Source organism: Burkholderia sp. Bp8984 (assembly GCF_003853755.1).
Lineage (GTDB): Bacteria > Pseudomonadota > Gammaproteobacteria > Burkholderiales > Burkholderiaceae > Burkholderia.
Genome location: NZ_QTQN01000030.1, coordinates 20661 through 45442, shown reverse-complemented (window position 1 = coordinate 45442; position 24782 = coordinate 20661). Strand labels below are relative to the sequence as shown.

20 protein-coding genes are annotated in these 24782 nt (G+C 68.9%); 10 read left to right on the top strand and 10 right to left on the bottom strand.

Annotated elements, in window-relative coordinates:
- The first annotated feature begins 112 nt into the window (after nt 1-112).
- The 3 genes from DID98_RS26360 (at nt 113) to DID98_RS26350 (ending at nt 3479) form a co-directional block, all read left to right on the top strand.
- Nucleotides 113-847 carry a DsbA family oxidoreductase gene (locus tag DID98_RS26360; RefSeq protein ID WP_124571674.1) on the top strand — a complete coding sequence of 245 codons (735 nt, stop codon included), beginning with the start codon at nt 113-115 and terminating at the stop codon, nt 845-847.
- Between the two features lie 126 nt (nt 848-973).
- Entirely contained in the window at nt 974-2413 is a 1440-nt protein-coding gene (locus tag DID98_RS26355) for a DHA2 family efflux MFS transporter permease subunit (RefSeq protein WP_124571673.1), read from the top strand.
- A gap of 277 nt (nt 2414-2690) precedes the next feature.
- Nucleotides 2691-3479 carry a sulfite exporter TauE/SafE family protein gene (locus DID98_RS26350; protein WP_124522827.1) on the top strand — a complete coding sequence of 263 codons (789 nt, stop codon included), beginning with the start codon at nt 2691-2693 and terminating at the stop codon, nt 3477-3479.
- Between the two features lie 374 nt (nt 3480-3853).
- Here DID98_RS26350 and DID98_RS26345 read toward each other — a convergent pair whose 3' ends face one another.
- From DID98_RS26345 to DID98_RS26330, 3 genes are all read right to left on the bottom strand, one after another.
- On the bottom strand, nt 3854-5689 hold the full coding sequence (locus DID98_RS26345) for a S10 family peptidase (protein ID WP_124571672.1): 1836 nt from the start codon (nt 5687-5689) through the stop codon (nt 3854-3856).
- Nucleotides 5690-6300: 611 nt separating this feature from the next.
- On the bottom strand, nt 6301-8391 hold the full coding sequence (locus DID98_RS26335) for a D-(-)-3-hydroxybutyrate oligomer hydrolase (protein WP_124522825.1): 2091 nt from the start codon (nt 8389-8391) through the stop codon (nt 6301-6303).
- Between the two features lie 241 nt (nt 8392-8632).
- Nucleotides 8633-8998: a BON domain-containing protein gene (locus tag DID98_RS26330; protein WP_044844127.1), complete on the bottom strand. Its 366-nt coding sequence runs from the start codon at nt 8996-8998 to the stop codon at nt 8633-8635.
- 452 nt (nt 8999-9450) lie between these two features.
- Here DID98_RS26330 and DID98_RS26325 point away from each other — a divergent pair, with 452 nt between their 5' ends.
- From DID98_RS26325 to DID98_RS26315, 3 genes are all read left to right on the top strand, one after another.
- Nucleotides 9451-10902 (top strand): TAXI family TRAP transporter solute-binding subunit, encoded by a 1452-nt coding sequence (locus tag DID98_RS26325; RefSeq protein WP_124571671.1) that lies wholly within the window; start codon nt 9451-9453, stop codon nt 10900-10902.
- A gap of 107 nt (nt 10903-11009) precedes the next feature.
- A complete protein-coding gene (locus DID98_RS26320; protein WP_044844125.1) occupies nt 11010-11648 on the top strand; it encodes a 2-hydroxychromene-2-carboxylate isomerase in 639 nt (212 codons plus the stop codon).
- Nucleotides 11649-11716: 68 nt separating this feature from the next.
- Nucleotides 11717-12664 (top strand): LysR family transcriptional regulator, encoded by a 948-nt coding sequence (locus DID98_RS26315; RefSeq protein WP_044844124.1) that lies wholly within the window; start codon nt 11717-11719, stop codon nt 12662-12664.
- A gap of 54 nt (nt 12665-12718) precedes the next feature.
- Here the strand turns inward: DID98_RS26315 and DID98_RS26310 are convergent, their stop codons facing one another.
- The 4 genes from DID98_RS26310 to xdhA all read right to left on the bottom strand — a co-directional run bounded on the left by DID98_RS26310 (nt 12719) and on the right by xdhA (nt 17763).
- Nucleotides 12719-13120: a polyketide cyclase gene (locus DID98_RS26310; RefSeq protein WP_044844123.1), complete on the bottom strand. Its 402-nt coding sequence runs from the start codon at nt 13118-13120 to the stop codon at nt 12719-12721.
- Nucleotides 13121-13217: 97 nt separating this feature from the next.
- Complete coding sequence (xdhC, locus tag DID98_RS26305) at nt 13218-13835, bottom strand: xanthine dehydrogenase accessory protein XdhC (RefSeq protein WP_124571670.1); 618 nt, start codon at nt 13833-13835, stop codon at nt 13218-13220.
- Nucleotide 13836: 1 nt separating this feature from the next.
- Nucleotides 13837-16200, bottom strand: a complete 2364-nt coding sequence (gene xdhB, locus DID98_RS26300; RefSeq protein WP_124571669.1) for a xanthine dehydrogenase molybdopterin binding subunit — start codon at nt 16198-16200, stop codon at nt 13837-13839.
- 18 nt (nt 16201-16218) lie between these two features.
- Complete coding sequence (gene xdhA / locus DID98_RS26295) at nt 16219-17763, bottom strand: xanthine dehydrogenase small subunit (protein WP_124571668.1); 1545 nt, start codon at nt 17761-17763, stop codon at nt 16219-16221.
- A gap of 348 nt (nt 17764-18111) precedes the next feature.
- Between xdhA and DID98_RS26290 the strand changes: the two genes are divergently transcribed.
- Nucleotides 18112-19326 carry an MFS transporter gene (locus tag DID98_RS26290; protein ID WP_124571667.1) on the top strand — a complete coding sequence of 405 codons (1215 nt, stop codon included), beginning with the start codon at nt 18112-18114 and terminating at the stop codon, nt 19324-19326.
- 27 nt (nt 19327-19353) lie between these two features.
- On the opposite strand, the gene DID98_RS26285 is transcribed toward DID98_RS26290, so the two are convergent.
- Complete coding sequence (locus DID98_RS26285; RefSeq protein WP_260428112.1) at nt 19354-19767, bottom strand: RES family NAD+ phosphorylase; 414 nt, start codon at nt 19765-19767, stop codon at nt 19354-19356.
- A 7-nt stretch (nt 19768-19774) separates the two neighbouring features.
- Nucleotides 19775-20665, bottom strand: a complete 891-nt coding sequence (locus DID98_RS26280) for a DMT family transporter (RefSeq protein WP_124571666.1) — start codon at nt 20663-20665, stop codon at nt 19775-19777.
- A 133-nt stretch (nt 20666-20798) separates the two neighbouring features.
- Between DID98_RS26280 and DID98_RS26275 the strand changes: the two genes are divergently transcribed.
- Nucleotides 20799-21734 carry an AraC family transcriptional regulator gene (locus DID98_RS26275; protein ID WP_124522823.1) on the top strand — a complete coding sequence of 312 codons (936 nt, stop codon included), beginning with the start codon at nt 20799-20801 and terminating at the stop codon, nt 21732-21734.
- A 68-nt stretch (nt 21735-21802) separates the two neighbouring features.
- Here DID98_RS26275 and DID98_RS26270 read toward each other — a convergent pair whose 3' ends face one another.
- Nucleotides 21803-23014, bottom strand: a complete 1212-nt coding sequence (locus DID98_RS26270) for an alanine--glyoxylate aminotransferase family protein (protein WP_124571665.1) — start codon at nt 23012-23014, stop codon at nt 21803-21805.
- Between the two features lie 234 nt (nt 23015-23248).
- On the opposite strand from DID98_RS26270, the gene DID98_RS26265 reads away from it, so the two are divergent.
- Both DID98_RS26265 and DID98_RS26260 read left to right on the top strand, forming a co-directional pair.
- The gene (locus DID98_RS26265; protein ID WP_124571664.1) at nt 23249-23494 is read left to right on the top strand and encodes a hypothetical protein; all 246 of its coding nucleotides are present in this window, start codon (nt 23249-23251) and stop codon (nt 23492-23494) included.
- A gap of 273 nt (nt 23495-23767) precedes the next feature.
- The gene (locus DID98_RS26260) at nt 23768-24754 is read left to right on the top strand and encodes a LysR family transcriptional regulator (RefSeq protein WP_124571663.1); all 987 of its coding nucleotides are present in this window, start codon (nt 23768-23770) and stop codon (nt 24752-24754) included.
- Nucleotides 24755-24782 lie beyond the last annotated feature (28 nt).

Below are 24782 nucleotides of genomic sequence, written 5' to 3'. Positions count from 1 at the left end.
TACGTCAGGGGCCGGCCCGTTCCACGCGGGCCAGCCCACGGCGAAGCATCGAAGCGTCGAAGCACAAAATGCTATAGTCCCGGTTACATTTATTTGCCGCCCCGGACCGCCCATGACGACCACCCCCGCCCCGACTGCCCGCCCGATCCTGACCGTCGAAATCTGGTCCGACCTGATCTGCCCGTGGTGCTGGATCGGCAAGCGCCGCTTCGACGAGGCGCTCGCCGCATTCGCGCACGCGGAGCACGTCGACGTCGCGTTGCGTGCGTACCGGCTGATGCCGGGCCAGCCGGTCGAACCGGTGGAGGCGATGCTCGCGGGCAAGTACCGGATGTCGCCCGCGCAGGTCGACCAGATGTTGCGCCAGGTGACCGACGCAGCAGCGAGCGTCGGGCTGAGCTACGACCTGCCCGGCACGTTCGTCGGCGACACGCTCGACGGCCATCGGCTCGTGAAGCTCGCGGAAGCCACCGGCCGCGCCCATGCGCTGACCGAGCGCCTGTACCGCGCCTATTTCTGCGAGCACGGCTCGCTGTTCGACCATGCGGCGCTGATCGACTTCGCGGTCGAAGCGGGGCTCGAGCGCTCGGCCGTCGAAGCCGTGCTGCGCAGCGATGCATACCGTGACGAAGTCGAGGCCGACATCGCGCGCGCCGCGCAGATCGGCGGACGCGGCGTGCCGCTGTTCGTGTTCGGCGGCCGCTACGCGGTATCGGGTGCGCAGCCGGCCGACGTGTTCGCGCAGGCGCTCGAGCAGGCATGGCGCGACGGCGCCATCGTCGAATTCGCCGGCGGCGACGCCGCCGCTTGCGGCCCCGACGGCTGCGAACTCCCGCCGCGCGGATAACGTCCGGCGCCGCGCGACACGCGCCGCCGCTACGCGTCGCTCCTGCCACAAACCGGCAGGAAGCGCACGCGAACGACGTCTACAATTCAGCCTTTCAAATAACTATCAGAGAGAAGGCTGCCAGCCATGACCTACGGGATCCACGGCGAGAAGCGCTGGTACGCGCTGATCGTCCTCTGCCTCGGCGTGCTGATGATCGTGCTCGACAGCACGATCGTAAACGTTGCACTGCCGTCGATCAGCACCGACCTCCATTTCACCGAGACGGCCCTCGTGTGGGTCGTCAACGCCTACCTGCTGACGTTCGGCGGCTGCCTGCTGCTCGGCGGCCGGCTCGGCGACCTGTACGGCCAGCGGCGCATGTTCCTCGCCGGCCTCGTCGTGTTCACGCTCGCGTCGCTCGCCTGCGGCCTCGCGCAATCGCAGACGATGCTGATCGCCGCGCGCGCGGTGCAGGGCTTCGGCGGCGCGATCGTGTCGGCCGTGTCGCTGTCGCTGATCATGAACCTGTTCACCGAGCCGGGCGAACGGGCGCGCGCGATGGGCGTCTACGGTTTCGTCTGCGCGGGCGGCGGCAGCATCGGCGTGCTGCTCGGCGGGCTCTTGACGAGCACGCTGTCGTGGCACTGGATCTTCCTCGTCAACCTGCCGATCGGCATCGCCGTCTATGCGATGTGCGTCGCGCTGCTGCCGCGCCTGCGCGCGCCGGCCGGCGCCGCGCGGCTCGACGTCGCGGGCGCGATCACCGTGACCGCGTCGCTGATGCTCGCGGTCTACGGGATCGTCGGCGGCAACGAGGCCGGCTGGCTGTCTACGCAAACCGTCGTGCTGATCGGCGCGGCCGTCGTGCTGCTCGCGCTGTTCGTCGCGATCGAGGCGCGCGTCGCGCATCCGCTGATGCCGCTCACGCTGTTCGCCGCGCGCAACGTCGCGCTCGCGAACGTGATCGGCGTGCTGTGGGCGGCCGCGATGTTCGCGTGGTTCTTCCTGTCCGCGCTCTACATGCAGCGCGTGCTCGGCTACGGACCGCTGCAGGTCGGGCTCGCGTTCCTGCCGGCGAACCTGATCATGGCCGCGTTCTCGCTCGGGCTGTCGGCGCGGATCGTGATGCGTTTCGGCATCCGCGGCCCGATCGCCGCCGGCCTGCTGATCGCGGCGTGCGGCCTCGCGCTGTTCGCGCGCGCGCCGGCCGACGGCAGCTTCGTCTGGCACGTGCTGCCGGGCATGACGCTGCTCGGCATCGGCGCGGGCGTCGCGTTCAATCCGGTGCTGCTCGCCGCGATGAGCGACGTCGATCCGGCCGATTCCGGGCTCGCGTCGGGCATCGTCAACACCGCGTTCATGATGGGCGGCGCGCTCGGCCTCGCCGTGCTCGCGAGCCTCGCGGCCGCGCGCACCGATGCGCTCGCGGCGGCACACGCCTCGCCGCTCGACGCGCTGAACGGCGGCTACCACGCCGCGTTCGCGGTCGGCGCCGCATTTGCGGCCGCGGCCGGGCTGCTCGGCCTCGCGCTGCGCATCCGCCGCCAGGACGCCGTTGCGGGCGCCGGCCCCGCGATGCATTGACGGCCGTCCGGCCTGAATCGGAGCAGCTCCGCCCCGCCGCACCCGATGGCCCGCCATCGGCGTCGCAACCCGGCAACGCCGGCACGCCACCCCGCCCGGCCCGGCGCCCGTTCAAACGTTCGTTTGACCTGCCGGGAACGGCCCGTCCGGCGGGCCTTCCCGGCCGATTTTTAACGTAGTCGTACACCGAAGCGCCACTTTTGCGACAATGGCGGACTTTGATGCGCGCGCCGCGGCCGCGCGCCGCCGCCGAACGCCGCATAACCGCCTGCTTCCGATGTCGCTTCCCCATATCGATCTGCTGTACTCCCTGTCCGGCCTGTTCGTCGGCGTTCTCGTCGGCCTGACGGGCGTCGGCGGCGGTTCGCTGATGACGCCGATCCTCGTGCTGCTGTTCGGCGTCCATCCCGCGACGGCGGTCGGCACCGATCTGCTGTATGCGGCCGCGACCAAGGCCACCGGCACCCTCGTCCACGGACTGAAGGGGTCGATCGACTGGCGCATCACCGGCCGGCTCGCGGCCGGCAGCGTCCCGGCCGCGGCCGTCACGCTGTGGGTGCTGCACACGCACGGGATGAACTCGCCCGGCACCGCGCGAATGATCCAGCTGGTGCTCGGCATCGCGCTGCTGCTCACGTCGCTCGCACTGATCTTCCGCCCGCAGTTGACCGCGCTCGCCGCGCGCAACCCGCTCCCGCCGAATCCCGCGCGCACGTTCTGGTCGACCGTGCTGACGGGCGCCGTGCTCGGTGCGCTCGTGTCGATGACGTCGGTCGGCGCCGGCGCGATCGGCGTCACCGTGCTATTGCTGCTGTACCCGCTGCTCGCGACCGCGCGCATCGTCGGCTCCGACATCGCGCACGCGGTGCCGCTCACGCTCGTCGCGGGCATGGGCCACTGGCTGCTCGGCTCGGTCGACTGGTCGATGCTGCTGTCGCTGCTGCTCGGCTCGCTGCCCGGCATCGTGCTCGGCAGCCTGCTGTCGGCGCGCGCGCCCGAGCGGCTGCTGCGCAACCTGCTCGCCTCGACGCTCGTCGCGGTCGGCGTGCGGCTCGTGCTCGCGTAAGCGGCGCAGCGGCCGCCCGCCACGGCGGACACCGCCATCTTCCCGCCCCTGACGGAAGAGATCGGCACGATTTGTCGGTGGAGAATTTCCCTCGATACAGGGACATGCATTCCCCTTTCGAGGATCAAGCCGCGGCGAATCTCACGCGGACCCGATAACGCCCCGTCGGTCGACGACTCACGGGCACCGTGGAAGATCACAGCATCGCGAGCCACATGCGCGATGTGATGCATGACCGGCCAGCACGCGACGCCGGCACCCCGCCGCAAAAAACAGCCCGACCGGCCTGCGCCGATCGGGCTGTCGTCCATCCGGGGCCTCGCGAACTCGGGCCGCCCGGCGCACGGCCGGGCAGCGCAAGTCGCTCGCGATCCTTACTGCCCCTGCTGCTTCAACTGTTGCTGCTTCATCTGTTGCGTACGCGCCTGCAGTTTCAGCACGCGCTGCAGCGCGGTACGGTTTGCGAGAATCCCGTCGTAGAAGTTGCCGAGGTCGCCCTTCAGCGCGGTCCGCGACGCGTCGTTCAGGTAGATCATGTGGCCCGACGGATAGTTCTTGATCGTCAGGTTCTGCGCCTTGAGCGTCGGATCGAGCGGCATCTGCGCGAGCGTCAGCTCGGTCTGGTGGAATGGCGTGACCGCATCGAAATAGCCGTTCGCCGACAGCACCTTCAGGTCCGGGTTCACGCTCATCGTCGACGCCAGGTCGCCGGCCGTGTACAGCGTATTGCCGCCGCCCCGGTTCGCGCCGGTCGGGTCGGTGTGGCTGAAGTCCCAGTTGTTGAAGACCTGGTCGTTCAGGTCCACGAACGACGACGTCGACGTGTACTTGAGGTCGGTGTTGATGTAGCTGTTCCACAGCACCGTGTACGCGCCGCCGACGTTCGTGATCGACGGATCGTTGCTGCCCGAGTTCGGCAGGATGTACGGCGCGATGCCCTTGCCCGTGAAGTTCGCGCGACCGTCGTACTGGCCGATCTGCGTGCCCGGCACGAGCGTCAGGAAGAACGTGTACGGCGGGTTGTCGTCCGACGACGGCACGTTGCCGAGCGCGGCCGGGTTGCCGAACGTCTGGATCAGCGACGTCGGATCCGTGCCGATGTACGAACCCATCTGCTGCGCGGTCTGCAGGTTCAGGTTCAGCCGCACGTTCACGAAGCCGCCGTCCTGCGGGTTCGGCTTCTGCGCGAGCGGCGCGAGCGTGTTGTCCGCGTAGTTGCGGGCCTGCACCATGTATGCGTCGAGATCGGTCGGCGTCGGGTTGAGCGTCGTCTTCTTCCAGTAGAACGCGTCGGCCGCGAGCGTCGGGAAGGTACCCGGCGCGGACAGCGCATTCGCATAGTCGAGGATCGACGACTGCAGCGTGATCCCGTTCAAGTCGATGCCGTCCTCATGCAGCACCCACGACACGACCGCACTGCGCGCGGTGCCGTATGACTCGCCGTACAGGAACTTCGGCGAGTTCCAGCGCGAGTACTTGGTCAGGTAGCGCTGGATGAAGCGGTCGATCGAGCGCGCGTCCTGGTCGGTGCCCCAGAAATCCTTGTTCTTCGCCGGGGCGATCGCCGCCGAGTAGCCGGTGCCGACCGGGTTGATGAACACGAGGTCGGTACGGTCGAGCAGGCTGTCCGGGTTGTCGAGCAGCTTGTACGGGGCCGGCGGCGTGAAGTTCGGGAACGACGACTGCAGGCGCTTCGGCCCGTACGAGCCGAGCAGCAGGTAGACCGACGACGAGCCGGGGCCGCCGTTGTAGAAGAACGTGACCGGGCGCGGCTTCGACGGGTCCGGATTGTCCTGCGTGTACGCGACGTAGAACATCTTCGCGTTCGGCGCCGACGTGATCGGGTCGATCGTGGTCAGGTGGCCGGTGGTGGCCGTGTACTGGACGGTCTTGCCGCCGATCGTGACCTGGCGGTGCACGACCGCGGCCCCTTCGGTCGAATCCGTGACCGCGTCGTTCGGCCCGGTGCCGTACACGTCGTTGTCGACGTACGGCTGGTCGGCCGGGACGGCGGCCGTTGCATTGGTGCTGGCCGACGTGCTGCCGTTCGACGTCGTCGCGGCTGCCGCGGTGGCGGCGGTCGGGCCCGCCCCGTCGTCGCCGCCGCATCCCGTGACGAGCAGCGCCGCGGCCGCGGCTGCGGCGAGCGGCACGCTCAGCGTCGTTCCAAATAGCGCGAAACCGTCTTTCAAGGACTTCAGTGTCGTCATTATTGCCTCTCGAACAGAACGATAAATACCGCCGGTCGCAAAGGATCATTTGCGCCGGCGCTCCGCACCGGGAGCGCATTCGTTTTGCGATGCACCCCGAGTTTTTTACCGCATCGGCGAATACCGACCGGCATGATTTACCCCACCCATATTCCGCGATCGCACAATGGAATCAATTCCATTGCAAACGACGATTCAATAATGTGCGGCACTGCGAATTCGCCCTCACCATCCGCACGCGCGGGAAACCGCAAGCAAAAGCATCCCCTGCAAAGGCCGCCAGACAAGGCGCCTTCGCTTCGAACAGACGAACGACTCCCTCGACGAAATGCCGGTCAATCGCGAAAGGGCGACCAACCGCAACTCGAGCCGATTTAATAAAATCGAAAGGATCGATTAACTATACGGAAAGGAATATTGTCTTTACGGGAATTTATTAAATTAAGTTAAAATATCGGCGCATAATAGATTCCGGATTTTCCGCCGTAAAGCGATAATTTGTTACAGCGCATGCCATTCGGACCAAGGGCAATGCGGGACCGATTCCAGACGCTGAAAATAAAAAAGCCGGACGAGCGTCCGGCTTCCGTATCGCGGTGGGGCGGGTGCCGTCAGAGCGGCACATCGATCGCGCCCGCGCCGGCCGTGATCGCGTTCGCGCCGGGGGACGCCGAGATCGGCGGCAGGTTCGCGCTCGTCAGCGCCGGCGCGGCGCCCGGCGTGCCGCCGCGCGGCAGCGTGCGGACCACCTGTGACGGCGGCAGCGCGGCACCGTTCTTCAGGTGCCGCCACATCAGGTTCAGCGCCTGCAGGTTGTAGTAGTGGACCGGCACGAAGCGCGTGTCGAAGCCCGCGACGGGCAGGAACGCATCGAAGTGCTGCCCGTTCGTCACCTCGTAGAACACGAGCTGGCTGCGGCCGCCTTCACTGATGCCGTTCTGCGCGACGTACGCGCGCGACGCGTGATTCACGGGCACGAGCGCGTCGCTGCGGCCCTGCACGATGATCGCCGGCTTGCCCTGCAGGTTCGCGTTCACGCGCACCGCATCGACGTTCGCCGGCATGTCGAGCATCCCGTTGGTCCACAGCTGGCGCAGGCACAGCGCGCCCGCGAAACTCGCGTCGGGCGTCGCGAGCCGGTGGTCGACACCCGCACCGGTGTTGAACACGAGATTGACGCCTGCCGTCGGCGGCACGCCGTTGCCGAGGCCGAACACGGCCGGCATCGGCGAGGCGGCGGGCGGCGCCACCGCGCCCGTCGCCGCATTGGTGGTCGCGAAGCTGAAATTGCACAGGTTGTCGGTCACGCGCGAGCGCGTGTACGCGTTCGCATAGGTGACCGCGATCGCCGGAATCGCCTGCGAATCCCACATCGGCGCCTGCAGCAGGTCGGAATCCGCGAGATAGCCGGCCGCGTGCAGTTGCGCGAGCGCGTCGGCGGCCTGGCTCTGCGTATCGGCCCCCGACACGAACCCGGCCGCGGCGAGCGTCGCGCAGCGCTGCGTGCGGATCGACTGCGTGGTGGCGGCCGGCAGCGCGCTCAGGTACGGCGCGCCCGCGAGCGACGACGACGCGGCCGCACACGGCTCCAGCAGGTTCGCGAGCGTCGCGTAGTCGGCCAGCGGCCGGCCGAACGACGGCACCGGCTGGCCGCCCTCGCGCACGACCGCGTTCGGCGCCATCCGCACGTTGACTTGCGGCTCGCCGACCACGACCGCGGTGATCCAGCGGCGCGTGTCCTGCTCGGCCGCCGCGAGCGCCGCGCCGCCGCCGTTGCTGACGGACGCGGCGATCGTCGTGATGTCGCCCGGGCGGTAGCGCACGCCGTGATGCGAGCCGTCGACGAACGGCCCGAACTGTTCGTTGAGCGCCCAGTACGCGAATTCGACCGCCTGCAGCGTCGCGTGCCCCCAGTCCTGCTCGGGATTCTGTTGCGAATGCGCGTGCTTGAACGCGTAGCGGTTCGGGAAGCGGCTGTTGAACGCGGCCAGGTCGCTGCTCGTCACATTGGCGGTAAAGAGACTCGCATTGCCGGCGAGCACCGCGTCGGCGAGCGTGCCGTCGATCAGCGTGATCGTGTCGGTGCCGAGCTCGTGCGCGCCGTTGCCGCCGCCCTTGTCGTTGTACGCGACCGCGCAGCCGCGCTTGAGGCCCCACTCGCCGGCCGCCGAGATCGCGCCGTACACGCCGCGCGAACCGGACGACGTCGCGGTGACGATGCACGGCTGCGCGGGGTCGAAGCTCGCGGGCACCTGCACGAGCAGCGTCACGTTCTTGCGGCCGCTGCCGTCGTCGGAATACGCGAGATATTCGGTGCCGGGAATCTTGCCTTCGCCGAGCGTGTCGTTGCCGTCGAGGTCGACGTTCGGTCCCCAGAAACGGCCGTAGCCGCCGTTGGCGCTCATGTCGACGAGCGCGCGGTAGTTCGACCAGATCGCGAGCCGGCGCAGCTCGGCGCTCGTCGGCCGCGACGGATTCGCGAACGCCGGCGCGGTGGCGGCGGCGAGGCCCGTCTTGCCGAGACCGGCAGTCAGCAGGTCGTCGCTCGTACCGTCGTAGGCGGTGGTGCGCACGCTGCCGGACACGAACCCGGGCAGCCGATTGCGTTCGGACGACTCGTCGCCGTTGCAGGCGCCGAGCAACGTGATCGCGACCAGCGCCGCGCCCCAAAGAATCCGACTGCCCCACCCGTGCGTTGTCATTGCCGCCCTCTCGATATCGTTATCGGTGCGCCGCTGCGTCGTGCGCGGCTCGCGGCCTGTCGGGAAAACGCCGGGCCGCCCAAGGTTTTCCGCCCCGAAGGAAGTTTCCTTGGGGGACGCCCGCTCGGGGGCCTGGCGCGAAGCGGCGGGCCCGGGGGGCATTCAAAAGTGCAAACGGGCCCCGGCACGCCGGGGCCCGCGTGAAAGCGGGCGCGCGGCGCTGGCGCGCCGCCGCCCGGCATCATTGCTGCTGAACCGTCAGCTTGTTCGTGACCGACGTCACGCCCTTCACGCCCTTCGCCGCCTCTTCCGCCTTGTCGATCTGTGCCTGGTCGGGCACCGTGCCCTCCAGCGAGATCGCGCCGCCCTTCGAGCGCACGACGATGTTCGCCACGTCGATGCCGCCTGCCTTCGTAATGGCCTTGCGCACCGCATAGCCGAGCTGGCGGTTGGCCTTCTTCGCGGTCTTGGCCGCCGCCTTCGGCGAGCTCGCTGCCGCGGCCGGCGCTTCGGTGGCCGCCGCATCGCTCGACTGCGCGTACACGCTGCCCGTCAGACAGGCCGCCACGGCCGCAACACCCAACGCTCTCAACACGATCGACTTCATGCTATCTCCTTGTAACTCCGGAACGGCCGTGCACAGTACGGCCGGATACCCCCAAAGGCAGCCGGCCCGCGCGCGAACGGGCGGGACGGCCGATGATTTCCACGGCGATGCGAGAGAGGCGACACGGGCCGGCGGCCGGCGCGCGCGAATGCGGGCCGGCCGGGCCGGACAGCCGCCGGCCGGGCGCGCCCGGTCTCATAACGTGCCGGGTCGTGCGCGAATCGGGCGCGGCTGCGTCGCACAATGTAATCCAGCGCCAGCCGAAGCGCAAAGCTTTTGACGCGTGGCCGCCCGCCATCCGCCCGCGCGCGCCCGTGTCCGCCGCCGCGCGACGGCACCGGACTCGCGCACGCCGGGCGAAACCGGGTACCATCGCCGCCAGAACGCGCATCGCGTGCCTTGTCCGCGACGGCCGTCATCGCTGCGTCACGCCCGTGTCATCCGCCGACTCCATGAAGCCAGCCCGCCCCCGCCCGCCCCGCCGCATCCTCGCCCGCTTCGTCGCGGTGTCGTGGCGTGACCTCGCGCTGTCGATCGGCCCCACCGTGCTACTCGCGGTCGCGGCGGTCTGGTTCGCGGTCAAGCTGATCCAGCCGGCGCCGCCGTCCACGCTCGTGATTTCGTCCGGCCCGCCCGGCAGCACCTACTGGAACGCCGCGCAGAAATACAAGGCGATCCTCGCGAAGAACGGCGTCACGCTCGACGTCCAGTCATCCGAAGGATCCGCGCAGAACCTCGCGCGGCTGTCGAATCCGGACGCGCCGGTCGACGTCGGCTTCGTGCAGAGCGGCATCGGCCCGAAGGAGCGCGATGAACACCTGGTCTCGCTCGGCAGCATCGGCTACGTGCCGCTCGCGATCATGTACCGCGGGCCGGTGGTCGCACGCCTGTCCGACTTCAAGGGCAAGCGGCTCGCGCTCGGCGCGGAAGGCAGCGGCGCGCGCGAATTGAGCCTGGCGCTGCTGAAGATGAACGGCATCGTGCCGGGCGGCTCGACCGAGCTGCTGCCGACCGCCGGCGAGGACGCCGCGGCCGCGCTGCTCGACGGCAAGATCGACGCCGCGTTCCTGTCCGGCGACTCGACGCAGATCCCGGTGATGGCGAAGCTGTTCCGCGCGCCCGGCGTGCACGTGTACTCGTTCACGCAAGCCGAGGCCTACGCGCGGCGCTTTCCGTACCTGACCGCGATCACGCTGCCGATGGGCGTCTACGATCTCGGCCTCAACCTGCCGCCCGCCGACATCCACACGGTCGCGCCGACGATCGAGCTGGTCGCGCGCGATACGCTGCACCCCGCGCTGTCCGACCTGCTGATCGAGGCCGCGCGCGAAGTGCACGGCCACGCGACGATCCTGCAGCACGCGGGCGAATTCCCGTCGGCCGTCGCGCGCGGCTTCCCGCTGTCCGACGACGCGGGGCGCTATTACAAGTCGGGCAAGTCGTTCCTGTACCGGCGGCTGCCGTTCTGGGTCGCGAGTCTCGTCGACCGGCTGCTCGTCGTCGTGGTGCCGCTGATCGTCGTGCTGATCCCCGGGTTGCGGCTGGTGCCGTCGCTGTACGGCTGGCGCGTGCGTTCGCGCATCTACCGCTGGTACGGCGCACTGATCGCGCTCGAGCGCCGCGCGCTCGGCGAGCATACGGCCGAAGAGCGCGTCCAGCTGCTCGACGAACTCGACGACATCGAGGAAGCCGTGAACCGGATGAAGATGCCGCTTGCGTACGCGGGGCAGTTCTACGTGCTGCGCGAGCACATCGGCTTCGTGCGCGAGCGGCTCACCGCGCACGATCACGACGTCGCATCGGGCACGCCGGGCACACCCGGCGCCGGCGGCCGTGCAGCGGCGCGCGGCGGCGCGGCGGCGCCGGCCGGCGAGCCCCCCCGGGCGACTCCCGGTTCCGCATGAGCGGCCGATCCGCGATCATTGCTGCATCCGCGCGGTTGCATCCGCGCGCCGCAACGTAACATGAAGGCCGCCGCCAGGCGCGCACGCCCCACCCTCTGGAGATCGCCATGACAACCGGCCTCGACACTGCCCAGCCTGCCTGGTTCTTCGACTTCGTGTCGCCGTTCTCCTACCTGCTGCTCGAACAGCACGACAAGTGGCCCGACGTGCCGTTCGACCCCGTCGCCGTGTCGCTGCCCGACCTGCAGCGCCACTGGGGGCAGCGCCCGAGCGCCGACGTGCCGGCCAAGCGCGTGTTCACGTACCGCCACGCGCTGTTTCGCGCCGAACAGCTCGGCATCCGCTTCAAGATGCCGCCCGCGCATCCGTTCGACTCCGACAAGGTGCTGCGCCTCGCGATCGCGCTGCGCGCCGACATCGCGACCGTGCTGGAAATGTTCCGCTTCATCTGGCACGACGGCAACGATCCGTCGACGCCGGACGGGTTCGCGGCGCTGTGCGAGCGCGTCGGCGTCGGGCACGGCGACGAGCTGATCGAATTCGAGGAGACGAGCGCGCAGTTGCGCCGCAACACCGACGACGCGATCGCGCTCGGCGTGTTCGGCGTACCGACCTTCTGGATGAACCAGCAGCTGTTCTGGGGCGAGGACGCGCTGCCGATGGTGCTGTACTGCGCGCGCACGCCGAACTGGCTCGAGTCGCGCGAGGTCAAGCGGATCAGCGTGCTGCCGAAGGGGCGCACGTGATGGCCGGTATCACGCACGGCAACGTGCGGCTGCGGTAAGGTTACGCTTCTCCCGAACACCGCTCGCCGATGGAAGACGACGATCGTACCGCCTCGCTCGATATCTGGCTCGTGCGCGTATTGCGCACGCTGCTGCTCGAGCGCAGCGTCACGCAGGCCGCGCTGCGGCTGAACCAGACCCAGCCCGCGATCAGCACCGCGCTGCGCAAGCTGCGCGAGACGCTGAACGACCCGATTCTCGTGCGCGGCAAATCCGGGATGGTGCCGACCGAGTACGGCGCATCGCTGCTCGGTGCCGCGTCGCGCGCGCTGCGCGAGGTCGACTTCATCGCGACGCCGCACGGCGACTTCGATCCATCGTCCGCGCGGCGCACGTTCCGCGTGGCCGCACCCGACTACCTGAACGATTTCTTCATGCCGACGCTGATCGAGCGCTTTCGCGACGCGGCGCCGCATGCGCATCTGGAAATCGACTCATTGAATCCCGCGCTCGATCACGCGGAGGCGCTCGAATCGGGCGCGCTCGATCTCGTGATCGGCAACTGGCCGAAGCCCGACCCGCGGTTCGCGCGCCAGGACCTGTTCTCCGACACGATCGTGTGCCTGATGCGCGACGCGCATCCGCTCGCCCGCGAACCGCTCACGCGCGAAGCGTACGCGTCGGCCGCGCACGTCGCGCCGACGCCGTACACCGGCGACAAGCGCAACGCGATCGAGATCGGCCTCGCCCGCGCCCGCCTCACGCGACGGATCGTGACGACGCTGCCGTACTTCGGCATCGTGCCGCAGGTGCTGCTGCAGTCGGACTTGATCTTCACGACGACACGCCGCTTCGCGACGCACTACGCGCAGCTGCTGCCGCTCGTCGTCGTCGCGCCGCCTGTGCCGTTCCCGCGCATCAAGAGCTACCTGCTCACGCACCCGCACCCCGATCGCCCGACCGACATCGCGTGGCTGTGTGCGCTGATGCAAAGCGTGTCCGACGAGCTGACCGCCGCACGCGGCCGCAAGCGCTGAAGCGGCGCTCAACCCGCGCGGAATCGCCCGCGCACGATCACGCGGCGTGGCCGCTCAGGCCGTGCAGAAGGTTTCCTGCAGATGGGTCCAGCGCACGACGCCTGCCGCGTCGCGCGCGAACACGGCGGTCGCGCGACGCGCGGGCAGTTCGCCCGACGCCGCCTGCTGCGCTTCAAGATAGGTGAGCACCGCATGCGACGCGTCTGCCGCGAGCACGCGGATGTCCGACAGTGTGATGCGCAGCCCCGGCTTCGCGCCGCCGAGCTTCGCGAACAGCGCGCGCGTGTCGTCGCGGTCGAACGCGCGACCGTCGGTCATGATCATCGTGAATTCGGCGGAGAAAGGCGCGAGCAGCGCATCGAGCGCCGCGGGGGAAGTATCGGCGCCGGACAGCCAGCGCTCGATGACGACGAGGCTCGCATCGAGCGCATCGAGATAGACCTGATGATCGGACATGGTGCCTGCACGAAAGGACGCGCGGCCCGCTGCCGCGCAATCCGTGCAGTGTAGGCAAAAACGCGCGGACGTGGGTCGGGCGTGCCGCCCCTGATCGTTACCGCGCGCAACGCGCGTCGTCGCGCAAGCGCTCCGCCGCAGCCGCCTTCGCGTCGGCCACCGGCATGCCCGAGCGGGCCTGCAGCAGTTCCGCGCAGACGGCCACCGCGATCGCACCGGGTGCCTTGTCGACGATGCCCGCGACGCCGATCGGACACACCATCTCGGCGAGCCGCGCCGGATCGACGCCGCGCGCGGCGAGCCGGCGCTCGAACTTCACGCGCTTGGTACGCGAACCGATCATCCCGAAGTACGCGAAGTCGCGCCGCCGCATGATCTGCGCGGCGAGCGAGAAGTCGAGCGCGTGGTTGTGCGTCATCACGAGGAAGTACGCGCCGGGCGGCGCCGCGTCGACGACGGCCTCGGGTATGTCGGTCGGCTCCGGCTGCACGTTCGGCGGACATTCGTCCGGGAACAGCTCGTCGCGCGTATCGACCCACTGCACGACGCACGGCAATGCGCCGAGCAGCGTGACGAGCGCATGGCCGACGTGCCCCGCGCCGAACAGCACGATGTGCATCGGCGCGGACGTACCGGTCGCGCGGTTGCGCTGGCCGGTACCCTGCGCGAATGCCGGGGTCGTCGCGGTGCGAAACGAACGTGCAGGCCCGTTCATCTCAACCTGCCTGACCGGCGCGCGCAGCACGCACCGCAGTGATCGCGCGCAGGATCGACTCGCCGGTGGCCGGCGCGTCGAGCGGCGGATTCACCCGGTAGTCGCCGACCGCGGCAATCGCGTCGCGCACCGCGAAGAACACCGAGAACGGCAGCAGCAGCGGCGGTTCGCCGACGGCCTTCGAACGATGGATGCTGTCCTCCACGTTGCGGTTCTGGAACAGCCGCACGTTGAATTCGGGCGGCGTGTCGTTGACCGTCGGGATCTTGTACGTGGACGGCGCATGCGTCATCAGCTTGCCGCCCTTGTTCCACCACAGCTCCTCGGTCGTGAGCCAGCCCATTCCCTGGATGAACGCGCCTTCGACCTGGCCGATGTCGAGCGCCGGGTTCAGCGATGCACCCACGTCGTGCAGCGCGTCGACGCGCAGCGTGCGCATCTCGCCCGTCAGCGTGTCGATCACGACCTCCGACACGGCCGCGCCGTACGAGTAGTAGTAGAACGGCCGGCCCTGCAGCTTCGACTGATCCCAGTACAGCTTCGGCGTCGCGTAGAAGCCGTCGGACCACAGCTGCACGCGCGCGAGATACGCCTTCGCGATCACCTCGCCGAACGGCACGCTCGCGCCGCCGATCCACACGAAGTCGTTGCCGAACTTCACGTCGGCCGCATCGACCTTGCCGTCGCCGAACTGCTTCGCCGCGAACGCCGCAAGGCGCTCGCGCAGCTGGCGCGCCGCATCCTGCGCGGCCTTGCCGTTCAGGTCGGAGCCCGTCGACGCAGCCGTCGCGGACGTGTTCGCGACCTTGCTCGTGTCGGTCGCCGTCACGCGGATCCGGCCGAAGCGGATGCCGAGCTCGTGCGCGACGACCTGCGCGACCTTCGTGTTGAGCCCCTGCCCCATCTCCGTGCCGCCGTGGTTCACGAGCACCGAGCCGTCGGTGTAGATGTGCACCAGCGCGCCGGCCTGGTTGAAGTGCGTGACGTTGAACGCGATGCCGAACTTCACCGGCGTGAGCGCGATGCCCTTCTTCAGCACCGTGTTGCGTGCATTGAATTCGCGCACGCCCGCGCGCCGCGCGCGGTAGTCGCTCGTCGACTCGAGTTCGCCGAGCAGTTCGTGCAGCACGTTGTCCTCGACCGTCTGCCCGTAAGGCGTCACGTTGCGCTCGGTCTTGCCGTACAGGTTCGCGTAGCGCACGTCGAGCGGATCGCGGCCGAGCGCGCGCGCGACGTCGTCGAGGATGTACTCGATCGCGAACGCGCCCTGCGGCCCGCCGAAGCCGCGGAACGCGGTGTTCGACTGCGTGTTGGTCTTGCCGCAGTAGCCGGCGATTGCGACGTCCTGCAACCAGTACGCGTTGTCGAAGTGGCACACCGCGCGCGTCATCACCGGGCCCGACAGGTCCGCCGAGAAGCCGCAGCGCGACGTCATGTCGAGCGCGACGCCGTCGAGGCGGCCGTCGTCGTCGTAGCCGACGTCGAAGCGGTAATGGAAGTCGTGCCGCTTGCCGGTGATCATCATGTCGTCGTCGCGGTCCGGACGCAGCTTCACCGGGCACAGCAGCTTCCACGCGGCGAGCGCCGCGCAGCATGCGAACAGGCCCGACTGCGATTCCTTGCCGCCGAACCCGCCGCCCATCCGGCGGCATTCGACCAGCACGTTGTGCGACGCGACGCCGAGCACGTGCGCGACGAGGTGCTGCATCTCGCTCGGGTGCTGCGTCGAGCAGTACACGTGCATCCCGTCGTCGTCCTTCGGCACCGCGTACGCGATCTGCCCTTCCAGGTAGAACTGCTCCTGGCCGCCGAGCAGCATCTCGCCCGACTCGCGATGCGGCGCGGCGGCGAGCCGCGCGGCCGCGTCGCCGCGCGCGAGTTTCAGCGGCGGGATCACATAGGTTTCGGCCTGGCGCGCTTCCTGCGCGGTCAGGATCGCGGGCAGCTCCTCGTAGTCGACCTGCGCGCGGCGCGCGGCGAGCCGCGCGGTTTCGTGCGACGTCGCGACGACGATGAACATCGGCTGGCCGACGAACTGCACGATGCCTTTGGCGAGTACCGGATCGTCGTGGATGATCGGGCCGCAATCGTTGACGCCGGGGATGTCGTCGGCCGTGAACACGGCGACCACGCCGGGCGTCGCGCGCACCGCGTCGAAGTTCATCGACACGATCTTCGCGTGCGGCTTCGCGGACAACCCGAGCGCCGCATGCAGCGTGCCCGCGACGAGCGGGATGTCGTCGGTGTAGGTCGCGCGCCCGCTCACGTGCAGGTGCGCGGATTCGTGCGCGCGCGAGACGTGCACCTGCGCGGCGTCGGCCTGCGGGTCGAGGGTGTTCAGGAACGGTTCTGCCTGCTGGTTCATGTTCGGTGTTCTCCCTCGTCAGACGCGCGCCGCGTCGTTGGCAACTTCGGCGGCCACTTCACGCACGTTCAGCGCCTGCGGCGGCAGCGGGTCGTGCGGGCGCGTCTCCAGCCAGAATCGGTACATCAGGTTCTTCGCGGTATCGAGGCGATACGCGCTCGTCGCACGCATGTCGGTGAGCGGCTGGTAGTCGCGCTCGAGCGCCTGCATCGCGGCCTGCGCGGTGGCTTCGTGCCACTGCGCGCCGTCGAGCAGGCTCTCCGTATGCGTCGCGCGCTTCGGCGTCGCGGCCATCCCGCCGAACGCGATGCGCGGCTCGCGGATCAGCTCGCCGTCCGCGATGAACGCGAACGCCGCGCACACCGCCGAAATGTCGGAGTCGAAGCGCTTCGACAGCTTGTAGGTGCGGAACTGCAGCTTCGCGCGCGCACCGGTGCGGGTCGGCACCTTCAGGCCGACGACGAATTCGTGCGGCGCCATGTCCTTTTGCTGATAGCCGGTGTAGAGCGCCTCGAGCGGCAGCTCGCGCACCGTGTCGCCGCCGCGCAGCACGACCCGCGCGCCGAGCGCGATCAGGCCCGGCATCGAGTCGCCGATCGGCGAGCCGTTCGCGACGTTGCCGCCGATCGTCCCCGCGTTGCGGATCGGCAGCGACGCGAAGCGCTTCCACATTTCGGTCAGTTCCGGATACGTGCCGGCGAGTGCCGCATAGCCGTCCTCGACCGTCACGCCCGCGCCGATCTCGATCCAGTCGTCGCCGTGCACGACGGTCCGCAGTTCGGCGATCTGGCCGACGTAGATCAGGTCGTCGAGGCGACGCATCTGCTTGGTGACCCACAGGCCGATGTCGGTGCTGCCGGCGAGCAGCCGTGCATCCGGGCGCTCGACCTTCAGCGCGGCCAGCGCGTCGAGCGTGCGCGGCGCGGCGAAGCGCGCGCCGTCGCGCGTCGTGTAGTCGAACGTGTCGTCACGCTTGAGCGACGCGAGCGTGCGGGCCAGCGCGGCCGTATCGACCGGTGCCGTCGGCGCCGGCGCACCGAACATCTGCACGGCCGCATCGACGATCGGGCGATAGCCGGTGCAGCGGCACAGGTTGCCGGTGAGCGCATCGGCGATCTCGGTGCGCGTCGGCACGTCCTTCGCCTTCGCGCACGTGCCGGCGCAGCCTTCATGGCCGTGCTTCTCGTACAGCGCCCACATCGACATCACGAAACCGGGCGTGCAGAACCCGCATTGCGAGCCGTGGCAATCGACCATCGCCTGCTGCACCGGATGCAGCGAACCGTCCGGCTGGCGCAGGTCTTCCACCGTCAACAGCGCCTTGCCGTCGAGCGTGGGCAGGAACTGGATGCAGGCATTGACGGCCTTGAACGCGACCGTACCCGTGTCGGTCAGCTCGCCGACGACGACCGTGCACGCGCCGCAGTCGCCTTCCGCGCAGCCTTCCTTGGTGCCGGTGCAGTGCGCATCCTCGCGCAGGTACTGCAGCACAGTGCGGGTGACGTCCGCGCCGCTGACTTCGCGGACCGCGTGACGATGGTAGAAGCGGATCGGCTCACTCATGTCTCTATCGTTCTTCCGGTGGGGGCAAGGCGGCCTGCGCGGGGCGCTCGACCGACGTTTCTCTGACAGTTTGCACGCTATCACCGTCAAATTCCGCAACCCATAGCCCATCACGCATGGGGCCCATATAACTGCCGCGATATGCGCGCCGCGGCCGCCCGGCAGGCGTCGGGCGCCTTGCCCGGCCTGGGTTCCGGCCTGCCCGCAGCGCCCCGTCGGCCATTCTTCGATGATGAAAATGGGTCGCGATTAACTAAATGGTACCTGCGTGAAAACCGGTTCCATGGGAAAATCCCGATTCCGTTTTTCGCCGCTTTCCGCTCCGTTTCGCCCATTCGATCCGACCCCATGTCAACCGATTCCGCCACACCGCCGCGCAGCGGGTTTGCCGTCACGCTGCAAATCGTGTCCGTCGTCTGTTTCACGTTCATCTGCTATCTGACCATCGGCCTGCCGCTCGCGGTGCTGCCGGGCTTCGTTCATGACGACCTCGGTTTTTCCGCGATCGTCGCGGGCGGCGCGATCAGCGTCCAGTATTTCGCGACGCTCGCGTCGCGCCCGCTCGCCGGGCGCTTCGCCGATACGCTCGGGCCGAAGCAGACGGTGCTGCGCGGGCTGATCGGCTGCGGCGTGTCGGGCGTGCTGCTGCTCGTCGCGCTGCTGCTGGCCCACTGGCCGGTCGCGAGCCTCGTGCTGCTGGTCGCGAGCCGGCTCGTGCTCGGCGTCGGCGAGAGCCTGTGCGGCACCGGTGCGATCCTGTGGGGCATCGGGCGGGTCGGCGTCGCGCACAACGCGAAGGTGATCTCGTGGAACGGCATCGCGACCTACGGGGCGCTCGCGCTCGGCGCGCCGGTCGGCGTCGCGATCGCGCACACGCTGAATCCGGCGCTGATCGGCGTAATCGTGATCGCGCTCGCCGCGATCGGCTTCTATCTCGCGCGCCTGATCGCTTCCGTGCCGCTCGTGCACGGCGAACGGATGTCGTATGCGAGCGTGTTCACGCGCGTACTGCCGCACGGTCTCGGCCTCGCGCTCGGCTCGGCCGGCTTCGGCTCGATCGCGACCTTCGTCACGCTGTACTACGCGGCGCGCCATTGGCCGAACGCCGCGCTGTCGCTGACCGTGTTCGGCACGCTGTTCATCGGCGCGCGGCTGCTGTTCGCGAACACGATCAAGACTCACGGCGGCTTCCGCGTCGCGATCGTGTCGTTCGCGTTCGAATGCTCGGGCCTCTTGCTGCTGTGGCTCGCGCCCGTGCCGCACGTCGCGCTCGTCGGCGCCGCGCTGACCGGCTTCGGCTTCGCGCTGATCTTCCCGGCGCTCGGCGTCGAGGCCGTGGCGCTCGTCCCGCCGGCGAGCCGCGGCGCGGCGCTGTCCGCGTATTCGGTGTTTCTCGACCTGTCGCTCGGCATCACGGGCCCGCTCGCCGGCTATGTGGCCGGTGCGTTCGGTTATCCGCAGGTGTTCCTGTTCGCGGCGGTGGCCGCGGCGGCCGGCGTCGCGCTGTCGATGGTGCTGTACCAGCGGCAGGCGCGGCTCGCCGGGAGCAGCGCGGCGGCGTGAGTCGTGCTGCCGCGCGCGCAACACCGTTCAACGCAGCAACACGTTGAAGTCGCGCAATACGCGGACGGCTTGAGGATGACGCCGGAACGGAACGGCGTCCCGGAGCGAGAGCTTGGGTTCGGCACGATCGAAGAGCACGAGGGCTTCCGACGTGTTCAGATGGCGGGACATGTACAGGAACCCGTCGACCCGCCGCTGATGCCGGTGGACGGCCAGCGACCACTGCTGCGGAACGTCGTCCGGCACGATCGTCGACAACGCACCGTCGCCGCCAAGGTTCTTCAGCGGCAAGCCATGCAGGACGGCCACGGCCAACGGCGCACCGTCGAATGAAAGCACGTAGCGATCGAGCTCGGTCGTGACGAGCGGGAAACCGCCCAGCACCAGATCGGCGACTTCGTCGTGCAGCACCGTCTCCGCGAATGCGCAAGAGTGCCTGATGCCCCGGTCAAGCCATGCGCAGGAACAACCGGCGCGTCAGGTCGAACGCAACGAGATTGCCGGCCAGCACGAGCAGCAGCCCGATCACCGCGAGCGGCGACCACTGGTAGCCCTCGAAGACCGTCGACACGGCCAGTGCGACGATCGGGAACAGCACCGTGCAGTACGCCGCGCGCTCCGGCCCGATCCGCCCGACGAGCGTCAGGTACGCGGTGAACCCGATCACCGAGCCCGGCACGGCCAGATAGACGAGCGCGCCGAGATAACGCGGGCTCGGGTCGATCATGAACGGCAGCCCGGCCACCGCACTGCCGACCGTCAGGATCGCCGCGCCGATCAGCATCGCCCAGCCGTTGGTCGCGAGCGGATGCAGCCCCATCGATTGCATCCGGCTCGACAGCAGGTTGCCGGCCGAGAAGCACATCGTGCCCGCGAACGCGATCGCGAGGCCCGTCCAGGTCGCGTGATCGTCGAGGTGGCCGGCCATCTGCTGCCAGAACAGGCAGGCGATGCCGGTCAGCCCGAGCAGCGCGCCGGCAATCGCGGACGGCCGCAGCGGGCGGCCCATGAACAGCCGGCCGTTGATCGAATTCAAGAGCGGCGCGGTCGAGAAGATCACCGCGACGAGGCCGCTCGGCACGACCTGCTCCGAGTAGTAGAAGCACAGGAAATTCAGGCAGAACAACGCGAAGCCCTGCGCGACGAGGTAGCGCCACGCCTCGCGCGGCGGACGCACCGGCCGGCGCATCACGCGCAGCAGCGCGAACAGCACGGCGGCCGCGAGCCAGAAGCGCCACGCGATCGACACGGGCGGCGGCACGGCGCCGAGCTGCCATTTGATCGCGATCCAGGTGGTGCCCCAGATCAGCACGGTGACGAAATAAAGCGACAGGTTCATGGCGGCAACGAAGCGAAACGAGTGAAACGGACTCAGACTGTGCCGCCGCCCCGCCCGCGCGGATTGTCCGGAATTGCGGTCTTTTTCGGGCGGCCGCACGGCGCGTCGCGCGCGCGCTTATACTCGTCGCACCATGAGTCCGCCCCTGTACGCCCCGCCCGCCGATCACGCCGCCGCCCTTGCCGGCGGTGCGATGCCGTTCGGCCTGCAGTCGGTGTGCCGCACGCTCGCCGAGGCGAACGCGACGCTCGAGCGCTTCACGTGGCTCGGCGATCATCTCGCGATCGCCGAATGGACGCGCATCACCGACGAAAGCGAGACGATCTACGAACAACCGGGCCACCACACGCTGTCGTGCTATCTCGACGGCGGCTACCGGACGGAGCGCGAACGCGTGCCGCGCTACGGCGCGCCGAGCCTGCTGTGCGCGCTGCCGGGTGACCATGAATCGCGCTGGTGGGTGCGCGGCGAGATGCACTTCATCCACCTGTACTTCCTGCCCGAGCACTTCACGCAGCGCGCGATCCGCGAACTCGATCGCGAGCCGCGCGAGCTGAAGCTCGCCGACCGCACCTATTTCGAGGATGCGCGCGTCGCGGCGCAATTCCGTTCGCTCGCGCTGGAGCGCTGGGACGATGCCGACGGGCGGCTGCGCGTGAACGAGGCCGCGCACGACGTATTGAGCCTGCTGCTGCGCGGCCAGAGCACGACGCGCACCGACGTGCCATTCCGCGGCGGACTCGCGCCGGCCGTGCGCCGCCGCGTGCGCGACTACATCGACAGCTACCTGTCGCAGCCGCTGACGCTCGGCGAACTGGCGGAGGTCGCCGCGCTGTCCGAATACCACTTCTCGCGGATGTTCCGGCTGTCGTTCGGCCGCGCGCCGCACGCGTGGGTGGCCGAGCAGCGGCTCGCGCGGGCGCGCCTGCTGCTGCGCACGACGGCGCTGCCGCTCGCGCAGGTCGCGGCCGAATGCGGCTACGCGAACGCCGGCCACTTCAGCCATCGCTTTCGCGACGCGCACGGCACGACGCCGAACGCGTACCGGCGCGCGATGCAGGGCGGCTGAGCCCCGCGCGCACCTTCAACGTGCCGGCTGGCGCAGCGCGCACCCGGCACGCATCACCGTCTCCCTGCTTACGCGCCCCGCTGCGACAATTCCTGCTCGAGCGCGGCCACGCCGGCCGGCAGGTCCACCGGCACCTTCAGGTCCATCATCGTGCGGCCGAACGCGTGCAGCGTGCGGAACAGGTTGTGTTCGCGGCACTGTTCGCCCATCTGCCCGATCCGCACGATCGGCAGCCCGAACGAGCCCGAGATCTCGACCTGGTACTGCTTCGAGATATGGCCGCACACCATCCCGGGCGTGAGCCCTTCGGGCGTCTCGATCCCGACCACCGAGTTGAGCCGGCAGTCCTTCGGCGCATAGAGCGCGAGCCCCATCGCCTCGACGCCCGCCTGCAACGCGAGCGAGCAGCGCAGGTGGCGCGCGAAGCGGCTTTCGAGCGTCTCCGCGCAGACGAGCCGCAGCGCCTCGTGCAGCGCGAGCACGCCCGACACCGGCGCCGTGTAGTGGTAGCCCGCGTTGTGCCAGAAGTTCTCCGCGAGCGCCATGTCGAGGCACCAGTGCGCGTTCGGTTCCGGACGCTGCTTCATCCGGTCCCACGCGGCGTCCGAGAACGCGATCAGCGATACGCCGGGAATCGACGACAGCCCCTTCTGGCCGCCCGTGATCACCGCATCGATGCCCCACGCGTCCATCTCGAGCGGCATCGTCGACAGCGTGCACACCGCGTCGACGACGACCAGCGCGCCGGCCGCCTTCGCGAGCGCCGCGATGTCGCGCAGTTCGCGGTTCCACACGGTGTTCGACGTCTCGCCCTGCACGATCGTGACGATCTCGGGCCGCTCGCGCGCGATCGCGTCCGCGATCTCGTCGAGGCTCGCGACCGAGCGGTCGGCCACTTCGAGCGTGGCGACGTCGGCGCCGACGCGCGTGGCCATCTCGGCCATCCGCGCGCTGAAGAAGCCGTTGCGGATCGACAGCACGCGCGTGCCGCGCCACGCGAGGTTCGAGATCGCCATTTCCATCGCGGCGGAACCGGGGCCGGCGACGCCGAGCACCCACTTCGTGCGGGTCTGGAACACGTAGCGCGCCATCTCCTTCACCTGCTCGATGATCTTCGCCATCGTCGCGCCGAGGTGGTTGATCACGATCGTGTTCGCCTTCGCGACGGCGGCCGGGATCGGGACCGGGCCGGCCCCCATCATCAGCAGCGGTTCTTCGGGCAGGATCGCGTCGAGCGGCACGACGACGGGACAGGGAATCGGCGAGTAATCGATGGACATGGCTGGTAAAAGAGGAACGGAGAAAACGCTCGGACGTCGTTCGCCGCACGGCACGGCGAACTGATCGATCATTCCGCGTTCCGCGCCCGTGCGCAAGAGGCACGCGCGCCCGGACAGCGTGACGCTGGCCCGGTCGACGGACCGGGCCAGCCGGCCGCGCCCGCGCCGCACGACCGGGTTTCGTATTGCCGCGGCATTGCCGGCCGCATGCGAAACGGTTCCAACGGACGGTCGATGCCCGCGATTTTCTCCGGCAATATTGAGACGCGCATCCTGACGCCCGAGTTCAGCATGCCGCATGCATCTACCGGAATACCGGTCACCACGACAAAAATCGCGCGACTGGCATCGGCACACGAAAACCAGACCGGCACAAAAACATCCACTATCGCAGCATCTATTGGTGGGCGATTTCACCCATTACCGCACGACGTCGCATCCAGACCGCATCAACATATTGATTTATATGAGCAATATTAAAATACAAGGCGGACCTTCCGAATACACGCCGGACTAACCCAGGCGCATGCCAGCGCCGCCGATCCGTTAAATCGATACCCGCGATTTCGATTTTACGCAAGCCGCCCCTTTTCTCAGGTTGACGATATCGCTTCCGTAATGAACAATCGTCTGCAGAATCGAAAACCGATTTTTCGAGACGAACGAGACCCGGGGGTTGCGCGACGGTTTTCCAGGTCGTTTGACGAAAAATCCCAACCAAAATCAATCAACCGGGCCAGAAATTCGCGAGCCATGAACCAGATTCAGACCATGCGTGTGTTCGTCTGCGTCGCCGAGCAGCAGAGCTTCCGGCGCGCGGCGCACCATCTAGGCGTGTCCAACGCGCTCGTCACGCGCTCGATCGCGATGCTCGAGTCTCACCTGAACACGCGGTTGATCCACCGCACCACGCGCAACCTGTCGCTGACCGAGGCCGGCCTGCGCTACCTCGACGGCTGCCGTGCGCTGCTCGAGGAATTCGACCATCTCGAGGCATCCGTCGCGCACGCGGTGCGCGAGCCGGCCGGCACGCTGCGCGTCGTCGCGTCGGGCCTGCTGTCGCCGCTCGCGCTGACGCCGCTCGTCAGCAGTTTCCGGCACCGCTACCCCGAATTGCGCGTGCAGCTCACCGTCGCCGAGGGGCCGCTCGACGTGCTCGATTCGGGCTACGACGTCGGCATCGTGACCGGCAACCGGCTCGACGGCAACCCGACGCTGATCGGCCACGCGCTCACGCCGAACCCGTTCGTCGCCTGCGCGGCGCCCGCCTATCTCGAACGGCGCGGCGAGCCGCGCGCACCCGACGACCTGCCGGGCCACGACTGGGTCGCGCTCGCGCCGCACCAGCATGCGCCCGCGTGGCGGCTGGTCGGCCACGACGGCGTCACGCATTCGGTCACGGTGCGCCCGACCTGCACGGTCAACCAGCTGGCGCTCGTGCACGCTGCAACCGTCGCCGGGTCCGGCATCGCGGTACTGCCCGAGCCGAGCGTCGCCGACGCACTCGCCACCGGCACGCTGGTGCGGCTGTTGCCCGCTTACCGGATCGACGACCCGGACGCGCAGCTGTCGCTCGTCTACCCGAACCGCCAGTACGTGCCGGCCCGCACGCGCAGCTTCGTCGAGCATGCGCTCGAGCATTTCGGCGCGCAGGCGGCCCGCGAGCGGACCGGCTACGGCTTCCTGCACACGCCCGATCGCGCCGAGATCGTCGCGGGCCGGCAGACGGGCCTGCAGTAAACTGCACGCGACAGCCATCGGAGGTGCA